12 protein-coding genes and 1 riboswitch are annotated in these 14,779 nt (G+C 70.9%); of the genes, 1 reads left to right on the top strand and 11 read right to left on the bottom strand.

Going from position 1 to position 14,779, the window contains the following annotated elements:
• Positions 1-477: 477 nt before the first annotated feature.
• Entirely contained in the window at positions 478-1,020 is a 543-nt protein-coding gene (locus ABD235_RS05480; RefSeq protein WP_344170355.1) for a MarR family winged helix-turn-helix transcriptional regulator, read from the bottom strand.
• A gap of 107 nt (positions 1,021-1,127) precedes the next feature.
• Between ABD235_RS05480 and ABD235_RS05475 the strand changes: the two genes are divergently transcribed.
• Positions 1,128-1,793: an FMN-dependent NADH-azoreductase gene (locus ABD235_RS05475; protein ID WP_344170352.1), complete on the top strand. Its 666-nt coding sequence runs from the start codon at positions 1,128-1,130 to the stop codon at positions 1,791-1,793.
• A gap of 57 nt (positions 1,794-1,850) precedes the next feature.
• On the opposite strand, the gene ABD235_RS05470 is transcribed toward ABD235_RS05475, so the two are convergent.
• From ABD235_RS05470 to surE, 10 genes are all read right to left on the bottom strand, one after another.
• Positions 1,851-2,783, bottom strand: a complete 933-nt coding sequence (locus ABD235_RS05470; RefSeq protein WP_344173665.1) for a putative RNA methyltransferase — start codon at positions 2,781-2,783, stop codon at positions 1,851-1,853.
• 657 nt (positions 2,784-3,440) lie between these two features.
• Positions 3,441-4,340: an ABC transporter permease gene (locus ABD235_RS05465; RefSeq protein ID WP_344170349.1), complete on the bottom strand. Its 900-nt coding sequence runs from the start codon at positions 4,338-4,340 to the stop codon at positions 3,441-3,443.
• The gene (locus ABD235_RS05460) at positions 4,327-5,229 is read right to left on the bottom strand and encodes an ABC transporter ATP-binding protein (RefSeq protein WP_344170346.1); all 903 of its coding nucleotides are present in this window, start codon (positions 5,227-5,229) and stop codon (positions 4,327-4,329) included. The genes ABD235_RS05465 and ABD235_RS05460 overlap by 14 nt, the downstream gene beginning before the upstream one ends.
• 689 nt (positions 5,230-5,918) lie before the next feature.
• The gene (locus ABD235_RS05455) at positions 5,919-7,019 is read right to left on the bottom strand and encodes a LolA family protein (RefSeq protein ID WP_344170343.1); all 1,101 of its coding nucleotides are present in this window, start codon (positions 7,017-7,019) and stop codon (positions 5,919-5,921) included.
• A 274-nt stretch (positions 7,020-7,293) separates the two neighbouring features.
• Positions 7,294-7,908 (bottom strand): LURP-one-related family protein, encoded by a 615-nt coding sequence (locus tag ABD235_RS05450; RefSeq protein ID WP_344170341.1) that lies wholly within the window; start codon positions 7,906-7,908, stop codon positions 7,294-7,296.
• Positions 7,905-9,329: a 5,6-dimethylbenzimidazole synthase gene (gene bluB / locus ABD235_RS05445; protein WP_344170338.1), complete on the bottom strand. Its 1,425-nt coding sequence runs from the start codon at positions 9,327-9,329 to the stop codon at positions 7,905-7,907. The genes ABD235_RS05450 and bluB overlap by 4 nt, the downstream gene beginning before the upstream one ends.
• Positions 9,326-10,678 (bottom strand): cobyrinic acid a,c-diamide synthase CobB, encoded by a 1,353-nt coding sequence (locus ABD235_RS05440; RefSeq protein ID WP_344170335.1) that lies wholly within the window; start codon positions 10,676-10,678, stop codon positions 9,326-9,328. Before ABD235_RS05440 ends, bluB begins: the two co-directional genes overlap by 4 nt.
• Positions 10,675-11,289, bottom strand: coding sequence for a cob(I)yrinic acid a,c-diamide adenosyltransferase (cobO, locus tag ABD235_RS05435; protein ID WP_344170332.1), 615 nt, complete (start codon positions 11,287-11,289; stop codon positions 10,675-10,677). Before cobO ends, ABD235_RS05440 begins: the two co-directional genes overlap by 4 nt.
• A 31-nt stretch (positions 11,290-11,320) precedes the next feature.
• Complete coding sequence (locus ABD235_RS05430) at positions 11,321-13,660, bottom strand: magnesium chelatase subunit D family protein (RefSeq protein ID WP_425553077.1); 2,340 nt, start codon at positions 13,658-13,660, stop codon at positions 11,321-11,323.
• Between the two features lie 72 nt (positions 13,661-13,732).
• Positions 13,733-13,868, bottom strand: a riboswitch (cobalamin riboswitch).
• 147 nt (positions 13,869-14,015) lie between these two features.
• Positions 14,016-14,777, bottom strand: a complete 762-nt coding sequence (gene surE, locus ABD235_RS05420) for a 5'/3'-nucleotidase SurE (protein ID WP_344170329.1) — start codon at positions 14,775-14,777, stop codon at positions 14,016-14,018.
• Positions 14,778-14,779: the final 2 nt, after the last annotated feature.

The raw sequence follows: 14,779 nt of genomic DNA, 5'->3' as shown, positions 1-14,779 counted from the left end.
ATCACCACCGGCCCGCAGCACCACCGGCCTGATCCCCAGCCCGGCCCCACCCACGCACTTCCCGGCCGCCGCCACCCCAACCACAAACCGCGCCCCCGGCCACATCACCACCGGCCCGCAGCACCACCGGCCTGATCCCCAGCCCGGCCCCACCCACGCACTACCCGGCCGCAGCGCCCCAACCACAAACCGCGCCCCCGGCCACATCACCACCGGCCCGCAGCACCACCGGCCTGATCCCCGGCCCGGCCCCACCCACGCACTACCCGGCCGCAGCGCCCCAACCACAAACCGCGCCCCCGGCCGCATCACCGGCAGCCCGCAGCACCACCGCGCCACGCACGGCCCATCCCCGCATGCCCCTCAGCACGCTGGGCCTCACAGGCACTTCCCGGCCGCAGCGACCTCAACCACAAACCGCACCCTCGGCCGCATCACCACAGGCCGCAGTACAGGACAACCAGCCCTAGGAATCCCTCAGGACTCGGTGATCTCCAGCTCGCCCTGCTCCACCAGCGTGCACGCGTTGTGGACCGGGTCGATCGCGTTCGCTTGGCGGGCGACGCGCTGGAGCAGCATGCGGAAGACCAACCGCTCCCCGTCGTCCAGCCCGCCCATCACCTCGTCCTCGGTCGCGCGCAGCCGGCGCTCCAGGTCGCAGAGCAGCTCAACACCCTTCGGTGTGGCAACAATCAGCCGCGCGCGGCGGTCCGCCGGATCCGGCTGGCGCTGGACCAGACCTTCCTTCTCCAGGTCGTCCAGCAAGTACGTCATCACAGTCCGGTCGATCTCCAGCTGCGCGGCCAGGTCGAGCTGCCGCTTCGGCCCTTCGGCCTGCGCGGTCGCGAGCACCTGATACCCCCGCGGCCCGCCCGGAACGTCCTCGAGCGCCTGCCCGCTTTGCTTCGCGTACCGGCGGAACACCACGCCGAGCGCCCACCCGAGGTCTTCCTCGACGGACGTGCCGCGGACCCCCTGGGTCGTACTCGTCTCGGGCGATGAACTGGTCACGCCTCCCATCGTACGTCGTGTACGCCCCCCGGAATACGATCTGACTTGAATATGTTCTGCTCAACAGACTATCTTCGAGACAGCTCACTTGAGCCTGCCCCTTCGGAAGGAACGACATGACCACCCTGCTTCGCATCGATGCCAGCCTCCGGCTCGACGGCTCCGTCAGCCGCGCGCTCGCCGACAGCGCCGAGGCGGCCTGGAAGTCCGAGCACCCCAACGGCGTCGTCGTCCGGCGCGACCTCGGTCTGCACCCGATCCCGGCCGGCGTCTGGCCCGCGCTGGTCACCGAGAAGTTCGGCGCGGAGGTCCCGGCCGGCGCCGACTTCACCGACCCGGTCGAGGCCAAGGCTCTCGCCGCCGACATCATCGGCGAGTTCAAGACCGCCGACGCGGTGCTGCTCGCCGTACCGCTCTACAACTACGGCATCGCCCAGCATGTGAAGGCCTACATCGACCTGCTGCTCACCGACCAGGACCTGCTGACCGGTACGGCGGTCGCCGGCCAGCCGATCATCTTCACCCTGGCCCGCGGAGGCGGCTACGCCCCCGGTACGCCGAAGGAAGGCTGGGACCACGCCACGCCGTACCTGAACCGCATCTTCGGCGAGGTCTTCAACATGAACATCCGTACCGCGGCCGCCGAACTCACCCTCGCCCCGGTGACCCCGGGCATGGAGGAGCTGGTCGACCTGTCCAAGGTGTCCGAGCAGGACGCCCACACGACGGCCGGCGAGCACGCCGCCGAGGTCGCCCGGTCGCTCACCAGCAACGCCGCCTGACCTTCAGCCTCGCCTGATCCCATTCCGAGTGCCGAGCTCGAGCCGGCACCCGGGCGGTCAGGCCGTCCGCCAGGACGACACGGTGACCGACAAGGTCACCTCCGTCGGATCAGCCAGTACGCCGATCCGCTCCGCCCGCGCCCGCCGATCCACGTGCCGCGCGCTGGGCGTCATCCCCACCAGCTGCTCGATCGCCTCGTGATCGAGCCGCATTGCCGTCTCCACCACCCGCTGCTCGACCCGCTCGAACCCAGCCAGCGACTCCACCAGCCGCCGCTCCTTCTCCCCGTCGACGCTAACCATCCCCAGTACGTCGATCAGCTCCGTCAGATGCCGCTGGTTGGGCGTCACCACCAGCAACGTCCCACCCGGCGCCAGCACCCGAGCCATCTCCCCGGCATTCCGCGGTGCGAACACATCCAGCACGACATCCGCGACCCCGTCCCGCAAGGGCAGCCCGCGCCAGGCATCCGCCACCACGGACCCGATCCCAGGATCCACCTTCGCCGCCCGCCGAGCCGCGTACCGCGACACATCAACAGCAATCCCCCGCCACCCCGCATCGATCACCCCGGCGAGGTAGTACGCCGTACCAGCCCCCACCTCAACCGCCAGCGGCCGCGGCCCGCCGCCATCCACCGGAGGCCGCAGCGTGTCTCCGTCGACCACCGGCCGTTGGGCGTCGCCGCCCTCCGCCGGATCCTGCAGATCAGAGCCACGGCCAAGAAAGGCATCCGCCGACGCGCGCTCAACCTTCGGCAAGCTGTCCACCAGCGCCTCCCGAATCGGCGCGTACCAGCCCCGGCTCAGAAACTCCGCGCGGGCATCAACCATCTCCGCACTGTCCCCGTCGATCCCAGTCGATGCCGACGGCAACAGATTCAGATACCCCTGCTTGGCCAGATCGTAGGCATGCCCCAGCCCGCACCGCGCGGTACGGTCGCGCAACTCCAGCCCGTCACCACAGACCGGACAACGCAGGACGGACACCAAGTCAGCACGCACGGCCCCATTCTCCCCCGGCGTTCGTCCATTCCCCCCGCCGGGCACAACAGCTCGCGCCACCGGGTTGACTGATCTCTTGTTCGACGACTGACGCGGTATACCGGGGGCGTCGAACGGCGCACTAGTCGCCGCACGGCGGAGACTTGAGCACCGCCGCCAGGTGCCAGAGCACGGGCAACCTGAACACGCCGAGGCCACCCACCACCGCGCGGTCCACGCCCAACATCACCATGGCCCGCCGCCAACGATCCCTGCGCTGCCCGGTCTCGGCGGCGCTGAACCGAAGTTCGCGGCGAACCGGAGACGACAGCGCACCGGCGGCTGGAGTGAGCCGGAGGATTGGCGGCGCGCGGGGCTGCTGGTCCGCCAGCGCTCGGCTGGACGACCGCGGCGGCGGACCGCCCGTGGCGACAGACCCGCGGATCGGCAACGCGGGCTCCTCGTACGGCGGCGCTCCAGCTGCACGACCGCGGAGGTGGACCCACGGCGGTCGACCGTCGGTGGCGGTGCACCGGAGGATCGGTGGCGCGGGTGCCGCTTGCGCTCCGGCGCTCGGCTGGCCGACCCACGGCGGCGTCTGAAGGCGGAATGACGTCGTTGGCGCGTCGGGGTGGGTCGTCCGCTGTGGGCGGTCGGCGTGGGTTAGCCGTTGATGTCTCGGCTGGTGAGGCGGGCCCAGGCGGCGGCGTAGAAGACGGCCAGGTAGGCGCCTTGCATGAGGAGGTTGCGGATGATGGCGTCCCAGTACGGCGGGTCGCGGAGGAGATCGGCGAAGGACGTCCAGCCGTACATCAGGAGCCAGGGGTGGATCTCGTCGATCTGCGGGATGGCTCCGAGGATGCCGAAGACGATGAACGCGCCGAAGGTCGCTGCCATCGCGGCCAGTGGTGTCGACGTCAGCGAGCTGACGAAGAGGCCGATTCCTGCGAGGCCGAGCAGTGAGGCGGCGATCAGGACCGCGATGCCGAGGGCTCGGAGTAGTCCGTCCGCGAGTGACACGGTCGAGCCCGACAGCAGGACGACGTCGCCGACCGGGAACAATACGAATCCGGCGATCAAGCCTCCGAGCCAGACTGTCAATGTCGCGGCCAGGCAGAAGACCGCGAGGGCGACCATCTTTGCGGCGAGCAGGCGGGATCGGCCGGCCGGCGCGGTCAGCAGGGTTCGCAGGGTGCCGAGGCTCGACTCGCCGGCGAGGGATTCTCCCGAGATCACCGTGACGGCGGTCGGCAGGAAGAACGGTAGGGACAGCGCGAGGCTCGCGACGATGAGGAAGAAGCCGTTGCCGGCGACCTGGCCGATGAACCCCTCGGCGTCGCCGGACGACCCGGACAGCCGGATCGCGACTCCCACCAGCATCGGTACGACGCCGAGTACTCCGAGCAGCACCCATGTCCGAGCGCGTCCGAAGACCAAGTGCAGCTCGGTCCCGAACAGCGCCAACGTGTGCCGAGCGCCACCGACGCCTACGCCGCTGCCCTGTCCAGCGCCAGGCCGCTGGGGCTTCTCAGTACCGACAACCTGTACGTCATTCAGCGACATCGAAGCCCTCCCCGGTGAGCGCTACGAAGGACTCCTCGAGGCTGGGGCGTTCCAGGCCGAAGCCGTGCAGCCGTACGTCGGCCGTCACCAGCGCCGCGGCCAGCTTGTCTATCGGGAGTTCACCGGGATCGCCCTCTACAGCTGGTACGCCGTCCCGGTCGTCGGCGGGGTGTCCGCTCGGTCTACGGAGGTCGCGGACCCCTAGTGCGGCGAGGGTCTGCTCGGCTCGCTCGAGGTCTGGTGTTCGCACGACCAAGCGAGGTCGGAGCTCGGAGCGCAGTTCGGCCATCGTCGACTGGCGCAGGAGCTGGCCGCGGCTCATCACTGCCGCGTGGGTGCAGAGTTGCTCCACTTCGGCCAGCAAGTGCGTGGACGTGAAGATCGTCGTACCGTCGTCGGCCAGTTCGCGGATCAGGGAACGCACTTCGCGCGTGCCCTGGGGGTCGAGGCCGTTGGTTGGTTCGTCCAGGACGAGTAGTTCGCGCCGCTGCATCAGCGCTACGGCGATCGCCAGTCGCTGCCGCATGCCGAGCGAGTAGGCGCGCACCTTCTTCTTCGCTGCGTTCGACAGACCGACACGTTCCAGCGCCTCGCCGGCTCGCTGTTTCCGCGTTCGCGGGTCCGCGGTCCGGTCGGCGGCGTCGAACCGCAGCAGGTTGGCCTGCCCGGTCCAGAACGGGTAGAACGCCGGTCCTTCAACCAACGCGCCGACCCGCGGCAACACCGCGAGCTGAGCGTTGGGCATCGCCTGCCCGAGCAACTCCACCGTCCCCGAGGTCGGCGCGATCAGCCCCAGCAACATCCGGATCGTCGTCGTCTTTCCCGAGCCGTTGGGCCCGAGGAATCCGAAGATGCTCCCCGCGGGAACCTCCAGATCGATCCCCGCCACTGCCACCTGCCCACCGCGAAACCGCTTGGTCAGCCCCCGAGTGACAATCGGAGCCGAGGCACTCCCGACCGCAGGCAATCCAGCGGTCGAAGACGACACCGAGTGCGCATCCGCAGACCCGCCGGACTTGCCTGCCGTTGGGTTCGACGCAGCAACACCAGCACTCGGCGGGACCGCTTGCGTCAACGCAGCTTGCTCTTCAGCAAGTACGTCGGCAGCGGCCGACGGGGTGCGAGGCGCGGCGTGCTCGCCATCCTGCGGCTCCGGCTGAGCGGTGGGCCTGGCAGCAGAGTTCGGCGTTGACGCCCGGGCGGGAATCGCAGTCTCTTTCGGCGTGGGGGTCGCCGGCGCCGAGAACGCGTTCACCTCGGCGCCAGAGCCAGTGGTCGCCTCCGGCGTAGAAGACCCGATCGGCTCCGGCGTGGTGGGCGCGGTTTGCTGCGGTACCGAGCCGGCAGCCCCCTGGCCCGGGTGCGCGGTGGTACGCGGCGCAGGGCTTGCGGTCGACCCCGGCACCGGGGCAGCCGGGGGCTCCGGTGCTGGGTCGGTGGGTCTTGCGGGGTCGTCCGTGGGGGCTTCGGCTTCTGGGTCTTGAGGGGCTTCGGAGGCGGAGCCGGCCTCGGCGAATTTGGAGGGGTCTACGTCGACCGAGGGGCAGCCGTCGAGGGACTCCGGGGTGGTGGGCATGGTCAGCGCGGGGCCGTCGGGGCGGCTGCGGCGAGGGTGTCGGCGGTGACCAGGCCGACGAGGACTCTGCCGTCGTCGGTGATCAGGACGCTGACCATCTTGCTGGTGAGGATCTTGCCGGAGCCCCACGAGCCCTGCACCGTGCGCGCGTTGGCGAGCAACTGGTTCAGCGGGCCGTTGTCGGTGGGGAGCTTGACGCCGCGGATCACGGCGATGGACTCCCAGCCCTGGCCGATGACGGTCGGGCGGTCAGCCTTTGCGGGCCTCTTCGGGTCGGCCTTCGGCAGTGCCTTCGGGGTGTCGTGCTTCTTCGGCGTGATCGCGGGGAGCTTCTTCTCGCTCACCTTGACGCCGGCCGGCGGGATGAAGGCGAAGGTACTGGCCGCCGGTACGTCGAACGACACCGACGAGAAGCCCACCTGGACGGCCGGGTTCTTCCCGGTCCGCGGCAGCACGGTCACCTCGAGCGGGACCCAGGTCTTCGCGTCGATCGCCAGCGTGACGGAGCCGACGGTCGTCTTGTCCGTCTTCGGCACCAGGCGCAGCTTGTAGGCGTCGCGGCCGGCGACCGACTCCGTGCCGGTGACGTCGACCGCCGTACTGGGGTCGATCGCGGCGAGGAACCTCTTCGCGACCGCCTGCGGGTCGTAGGCCTCCTTCTCGGGCGCGACCTCGGGCTTCGCGGGACGGGCCGGCAGGGCCAGCTTCACGGCCTCGCGCTTGGCGGAGTCGTACGCCCAGGCGGTCTTGCCGTCGGTCGTCCAGACCCGCTCGGCCATGTCGTCCAGCACCGAGACCCGGGCCTTGTCCGGCCCGGCGAAAGCGACGCGCGCGGTGTGCTCCCCGGTGAGCAGGTCGGGCACCTGGCTGCCACCGTCGACACCAGGAAGGGCGGGCAGGCCGAGGTCGGTCGCCGAGCGGACCGTGCCGCTCAGGCCGTCGACCTTGGCGGTCTGCACCTTGGCGAGCAGGTCCTGCGCCGTGATGCCGGGCAGGTCTGGAGACGCGTCCGCGACCACGGGCCCGAGCGCACCCACGCCCGCGACCACCGCGACTGCTGTGACCGGAACCAACCACCGTCGACCGCGCCTCGTTGCTGCCATGTCTTCAAGACTCGCACCGGCACCGGCCGGAACCAAGGGTTCTCAGGGTCAGTTCACCCAAAAGAGTGAGTCCCCCGGGCGCGAACCCGGGGGACTCCAGCAAAACCGGCAGAACTCAGGCTGAGGGCCGACACAGAAGCCGACCCGCCGCCGAGGTCACGCTCCCGATCGAGGACACGGAGGCGCCGGGCGCTGCTGGTCGCGGCAGCGGACGAACTCGGCGGCTCTGCGGCGCGTCCAGCGCGACCGTCCACCGCCGCGGCAGCGGACGAACTCAGCGGCTCTGCAGCGCGTCCAGCGCGACCGTCATCGCCGCGGCGACCCGGAAGTCCACGCGCGAATCGTGCACCGAGACCCGGTACCGGTCGCGGACCGAGACCTTGCGCTCGACCGACAGCACCGGCTGACCGCTCGCGCGGTCGGTGAAGTCGAAGTGGAAGATGAACGGCAACGGGATGTCGCCGACGACCGGGACGAAATCCCAGACCCGCCGGACGATCGCGATCGTCGCGTTCCGCTCGGTGCCGTCGGCCTCGAATCCCGGCCCGGTGAGCTGCCAGCTGGACCGCAGCAGGCTCTTCCCGAACTCCTTCTTGAACCACCCGATCGCCTGCCCGGAGGCGTCGAACACGTCGTACCCCGACCCCAGGTCGAGCCGCTTGCGCGCCTTGAACGAGAACACCACCTCCGCCTTGCGGTCGTCGGTGTAGAAGGTGACCTCTTCCTTGAACGCCATCCGCTTCTGCTGGGCGAAGGCCAGCAACGGCCCGTCGGTACCGTCGGGGTTGGTCGCGATCAGTTCGTACTTGTTCGCCATCATCGTGATCCGCTGCTTCATCGAGAAGGCGGGTACGTGCATCGGCGCTGGGCCGTTCGGTGGGACCGTCATGCGGGTGAGTCTGTCACCGCCGCGGGCTCATCCACGCCTTTCACTGCCGCTCCGCACGCAAGTCCACCCCATCGGATGCCCTGGGTAAGCCTTTCGGCCAGCACCGAGTCTCCGACGGACGACACCTGAAGCTCTCCGACGCCCTGCAGCACCAGGTCGCGCGCCACCTCGACGCCGAGCTCGACGGCCTCGTCAGCAGTCCTGGCCGGTCGCCACAGCACGCCGAAGTCCGCAGCAGGCTTCTCAGCTCCCACCTGTACGACGAGAACGTCCGCAGCCCCCAAGTGCTCAGCACCTGAGCCACCGTCCACCACCACGACCCGCGCCACCTGCGAGCCGCCACCGACCCGAACAGACGAACCAGCAGCATCCCGAAGCGCCGCAGTAGTGCTCGGCTCCGCACCCGGCAACCCGCGGTAACCCCACTGCTCCTGGTGAACCGCCCACGACAACGGACGCCGCGCAGCCCACCCCGAACGCACCAGCTCCGGCGCAGCCGCAAACTCCGAGACGTGCCCGACGCACAAGTACCCCAGCAGGTCCACATGAGCAGGTAGTCCCAGCACCGCCCCGACCTCAGCCGGGTCGAAGAACGACACCCAGCCAACCCCCAGCCCCTCAGCACGAGCAGCCAGCCACAGGTTCTGCACAGCAATAGCAGCCGAGAACCAGACCGTCCGCGGATCCGCGTGCCGACCCAGCACGTGCCGGCCACCACGCGCAGGGTCGCAGGTGACCGCGATGTTCAGCGGGGTGTCCAGGATCGCCTCGATCTTCAGCCCGTCGAACACGGACCGCCGATCCGCCGGCAGCGACGCGGCAAACGCGTCCCGCTGGGCCGAAGCCAGGTCATGGATCTTCCGCCGCGTCGCCACGTCGCGGATGAGCAGGAAGTCCCAAGGCTGGCTGAGCCCCACGCTGGGCGCCCGGTGCGCCGCCTCCAGCACCCTGGTCAGCAGCTCGTCGTCGACAGGCTTGTCCAGGAACCCACGGCGTACGTCGCGACGCTCCGCGATCACCCGGTGCACCACCTCGCGATCCGCACTCGAGTAGCCCGGTGCAGCTGGACCCAACACGCCAACGGCCACAGTCGCCCCGGCCGACTTCAGCTTCGGTACGACGAGCTCCGCACCGCTCAGCACGACCGCAGCCTCCGCCACACTCGCCGTACCGGCCAACTCCCCCACGTGCTCTCTCGGCGAAGGCACCTGCTGATCGGCGAGATCTACCGACGACGCGACCAGCAGCTGCGCCCCCAGCGAGGCCACCAGCCGCTGCAGCCCCGGCTCGTTCTCTCGGCCCTCGACAGTCACGACTGACTCGACCGCACCCACCACACCGGTCAGCGCACGATCCACCAGGTCCCGCAGCTCTCGGTACGACGTACCGGCGCGCAGGCCGATGCCCAGGACGAGCGTCACTTCTCCAGCCCCACGTGGACCCGTGCTGCAGCCACCAGCCGAGCAGGGACGTCCGGAGTGGCCGTCCAGTGCAGGTGCAGGTACGACGCGTGCACGGACGGCCGGGTGACCCCCTCGACGCCGTCCGGCAGGTACCAGGCCGGCTCGGCGTCCGCGTCCAGCGTCACCGCAGTCCGGTGGAACTCATGGCCCCGGACGCGTCGCCCCTCGTCGAAGAAGGCCGTCGTACTGGCTGCGATCGCCGTGCGGTACCCCAGCGTCAGCTTGCCGGTCATGCGTGCCGTGGCCGGCAGTACGCCGGTCATGGCGTGGCCGTCCAGCTCACGGCACAGGTAGAGCAGCCCGGCGCACTCAGCGATCACCGGCATGCCACCGGCTACAGCCGCCGCCACCTGGCCACGCAACACCTCGTTGCTCGACAGCGCCTCGGCGTGCATCTCCGGGAAGCCACCGCCCAAGTAGAGCGCAGCAGTGCCGTCCGGCAGCGAGTCGTGCAGCGGGTCGAAGGTCGCCACATCGGCACCGGCAGCAGTCAGCAGCTCAGCCGTCTCGGTGTAGCGGAAGGAGAACACCGGTCCCCCGGCCACAGCAACCACCGGTCGGCCCTCCGGTGCCGGAGTCACCTCGGCTGCCGGGTCCCACGCCACCGTCTCCAGAGGACTGGCAGCGGCAGCCGCGGCGACGAAGGCCTCCAGATCGACGCCGGCCTTGACCAGCTCGGCCGCAGCATCCACAGCAGCCGCCGCCTGCTCCCGCTGCTCGTCGGCAGGCACCAGTCCCAGGTGCCGACTCGGCACGGTCAGCCGGGTGTCCCGACGCAGCACGCCCAGTACCGGTACGCCGGTCGGCGCGACGCCCGCCCGGGCCTCCGCCTCGTGCCGATCCGTACCGACCTTGTTCAGGATCACGCCGACGATCCGCACACCGGTGTCGTAGGCAACGAACCCCTGTACCACCGCGCCGACGCTGCGGCCGGCCGCGGACGCGTCGACGACCAGCACGACCGGTGCCTGCAGCAACTTCGCGACGTGCGCGGTCGAGGAGAACCCCTCGGTGCCGAGCGCGCCGTCGTACAGGCCCATCACGCCCTCGACGACGGCGATGTCGGCGCCGGCCGCGCCGTGCGCGAACAGCGGCGCGACGCGTTCCTCGCCGGACAGCATCGCGTCCAGGTTGCGGCCCGGGCGGCCGGTTGCGACGGCGTGGAACCCGGGGTCGATGTAGTCCGGGCCGACCTTGAAGCCGGCCACGGTGTGCCCGGCGCGGCGCAGCGCCGCCATCAGGCCGACCGCGACCGTCGTCTTGCCGGCACCCGACGCGGGGGCGGCGACGACGATCCGTGGGATCACCACTCGATTCCCTTCTGGCCCTTCTGGCCCGCGTCCATCGGGTGCTTCACCTTGGTCATCTCGGTGACCAGGTCGGCGGCGTCGAGCAGCCGCTGGTCGGCGTTGCGGCCGGTGATCACGACATACTGGTGACCGGGGCGGTTGACGAGCGTATCGACCACCTCGTCGACGTCGATCCAGCCCCACTTCATCGGGTACGTGAACTCGTCCAGCACGTAGAGGTCGTGCGTCTCGGCCGCGATCCGGCGCTGGATCTCACGCCAGCCCTCGAGCGCGTCCGCGGCATGGTCCTCGTCGGCGCCGGCCTTGCGCGACCAGCTCCAGCCCTCGCCCATCTTGTGCCACTCGACCGGGCCGCCCTCGCCCGTTGCCTCGTGCAACTTCCCGAGCGCGCGGAACGCGCTCTCCTCGCCGACCTTCCACTTCGCGCTCTTGACGAACTGGAAGACGCCGAGGTTCCAGCCCTGGTTCCAGCCGCGCAGCGCCATCCCGAACGCCGCCGTCGACTTCCCCTTCATCTCCCCGGTGTGCACCATCAGCAACGGCCGGTTCCGGCGCTGCCGCGTGGTCAGTCCGTCCTTCGGTACGACGCTCGGCTGTCCCTGCGGCATCAGTTCGTTCCCTTCCCGGTCCGGCTGGCGGTCATGCGGCGCTCCGGTCGGTGACCGCGCGAATGAGGTTGCCCGCGGCAACCTCTCCCAGATCGAGGTACTCGGCGCGCAAGGTGGTTGCCAGTTCCGCGGCCAGGCCGAGGCGGACGCCGCGCCGCGGTTCGCAGTCGACGACGACCGTCGGGATGCCTTGGTGCGCGATCCACCCGGCCGCCTGCTGAGCCCGCGCGAACGCGCTCTCCCCGTGCGTCGCGCGGCCGTCGGTGACCAGCACCAGCAGCGGGCGCCGGCGCGGGTCGCGGATCGCGGCGATCCGAAGTACCTCGGCGGTCTGCAGCAGCCCCTCGGCCAACGGCGTCCGGCCGCCGGTGGGCAACGACTCCAGGCGGCGTACGGCGGTCTCGACGCTGCCGGTCGGCGGGAGCGCGACCGTCGCGTCGGCGCGCGCGAACGTGACCAGGCCGACCTTGTCGCGGCGCTGGTACGCGTCGAGCAGCAGCGAGACGATCGCGGTCTTCACCTCGCCCATCCGCCGCTTGGTGCCCATCGAGCCCGACGCGTCGACGCAGAACATCACCAGGTTCCCCTCGCGCCCTTCGCGCACCCCGAGCCGTACGTCGGAGGCGCGGACGGCGAGGCCAGGTCCTGAACGGCCGCGCGTGTGCTGGTGCGGCGCGGCGGCGCGCAGCGTGGCGAGAAGGTGCGGACGACCGGACTCGCGACCGACTCGGGCGCGGTCACCGACGACCCGGCCGACCTCGGTGATCGCGCGGGAGCGGCGGCCGGCGACGCCGGTGCCGGCCGACTGGATGCTGAGGAGGCGAGCCTTGTACGGCGTGGAGCTGGTCGCGACGTCGCCGGTGGGAGCGGCGCCGGAGAGCGCGTTCTGCGGGTTTCCCGGGTTGTCGGGGTCGGCGGGTTTGCCGGGGGGCGGGACCTGGTCGGCGCCGTCGAGCTCGGCGTTGTCCGGCTGGTCCGCGGACGACGTCGGGCCGTCCGACGCCGAGGATGACGGATCAGAGGATTCCGAGTCCGCGGATCCTGGGTCGGACGATCCCTGGCCCGAGGAACTCCCCTCCGGACTCGCGCCGTCGGGTACGCCGCCCGGGCCGCCCCCCGGCCCACCCTCGGGATCGTCGTCCGGATCCTCCGGCGGCGTGCTCTCGTTGATCACCTGATCGAGCCGATCCTCGTCAAGCCCCGGAGCATCGAACGGATTCCGCCGGGTCCGGTGCGGCAGCGCGAGCTTCGCCGCCGCGCGGACGTCCTCGACCTCGACGACGGTTCGCCCGGACCAGGCCGCGTGGGCGACCGCCGTGCGCGCGGTGACCAGGTCGGCGCGCATCCCGTCGACGTCGAACGCGGCGCAGATCTCCGCGATCTGCCGCAGCGCCGAGTCGGTCAGGATCACGTCGGCGAGCAGGCTCTGCGCCTTGACGATCCGCTCGGCGAGCTCGCGCTGCGCGCCGTCGTACCGGCTCACGAATCTGGCCGGGTCGGCCTCGTACGTCAGCCGCGCGCGCATCACCTCGACGCGGACGGCGGGGTCGCGGCTGGCGACGACGTCCACGGTCAGGCCGAAGCGGTCGAGCAGCTGCGGGCGGAGCTCGCCTTCCTCCGGGTTCATCGTGCCGACCAGGACGAAGCGCGCCGGGTGCGTCACCGAGACGCCGTCGCGCTCGACGGTCGCGCGGCCCATCGCCGCGGCGTCGAGCAGGACGTCGACCAGGTGGTCGTGCAGCAGGTTGACCTCGTCGACGTACAGCAGCCCGCGGTGAGCGGCCGCGAGCAGACCAGGCTCGTACGCCGTGACGCCCTCGGCCAACGCCTTCTCGAGATGCAACGAGCCGAGGACGCGGTCCTCGGTCGCCCCCACGGGCAGCTCGACGAGCCGAGCCGGGCGGGAGACGGAGGTCGGCACGGAGGAACCCGACGCGATGGATCCGGGAAGATGGCCCAGCGGCGCACCTTCGCCGGACGGCGCCAGGGCTTCAGCCGGCGTGATGCCCTCACGCGGGGCTCCGGGCGCGGGAGACGCCGCCGACCGGCTCGACGGCGACGCGGCGGCGCTCCCCCCGTCTCCGGGGCGGTTGTCCACGGTCGTGATGGCGGCCGCGTGTGGCCCGTCCGGACAGGTGGGGTCCGGGTTCGCCGGGTCGCAGGAGAAGCGGCAGTTCGGGACGACGTCCACCGCCGGCAGGATCTCGGTGAGCGCCCGGACCGCCGTCGACTTGGCGGTGCCCTTCTCGCCGCGGATCAGGACGCCGCCGATGGCCGGGGAGACCGCGGCCAGGATCAGGGCGAGCTGGAGGTCGTCCATCCCCACCACCGCGGTGAACGGAAAACCGGTCGAGGTCGGAGCAGGCCGCATCGGCGGTGGGTCCCTTCGTCCTGCGGGTGTCCACGCCCGCGTCGGCAACGGTCGCCCGGACCGCGGAGAAGCGTTTCCGGACGGACGGCGGGAGATGTCCTGGCTTCCGGATCACGTCCGGTCACAGTGGCGGGACCGCCCCGGACTCCGGCCGTGCTGGCCGTCACCGGTGTTCCTCTCCTGCCGTCCCGGCGATCATTCCACATCCCCGCCGTCGGCCCGCCGCCCGGAGACCAACCTCACCCGGCGGGAACGGACGGCGGCTCGTCGACCGCCGCGAGAGGGCGAGCCGCTGGAGCGTGGCCGACGGCCGATCGACCTCGGGTGGGACGTGTTCGGGGTGAGTACGCGAGGCTCAGCCCTTAACCAGATGCTGGGACAAGTAGTCAGCCGCCGCCGACGAGTCGACCTCGCGGATGCCCACGATCGGGGTGACCGTCACGAAACCCGCGGCGAGCAAGGCCTCGTCGGTGTCGGCTTCCGCACCGGCGGACGGCGGGGCAAGGGTGATCATCGGCTCACCGGTCGGCGCTTGAGCGCCGACGATGCGCGAGCGCCCGATCGGCGCCAGCCGGGCCCGGCGTACGCCCTCCAGCTCTTCCAACGGGCGATCGGGGACGTTCACGGTGAGGACCGTGCCAGCCGGCTCCGACGCCAGCCAGTCGAGTGCCCGCGCGGCGACGCCGCCCGCGGTGTCGAGATGCTTCGGGTCCTCGGAGTCGATGCTGACGGCGATCGCCGACGCCCCCTGCCCGGCGGCCGTCAGCGCGGCCGCGACGGTGCCCGAGTGCAGGATCGGTACGCCGATGTTGTGCCCGTGGTTGATCCCCGACACCACCAGGTCCGGCACGTCGCCGAACGACCCCACCAGCGCGAGTGTCACCGCCAGCGCCGGCGTCCCGTCGACGCCGATGTAGGTCACCCCATCAACAGTCTCCGAGGCCGTCCGGATCGGCCGGTCGACCATCCCGGCCCGCGCCGACCCGACGCCGCTCTGGTCATCCAGCGGAGCCACAGCCAGTACGTCGTACCCAGCCGCGGCCAGCGCCGCTCCGAGGGCCCGAATGCCCCGAGCCCGGTACCCGTCGTCATTGGTGATCAGAACCCGCGAAGCCATAC

The organism is Kribbella lupini, from assembly GCF_039529595.1.
Classification (GTDB): Bacteria; Actinomycetota; Actinomycetes; order Propionibacteriales; family Kribbellaceae; genus Kribbella; species Kribbella lupini.
The sequence above is the reverse complement of the archived record's forward strand: the minus strand, read 5'-3'. Positions and strand labels throughout refer to the sequence as shown.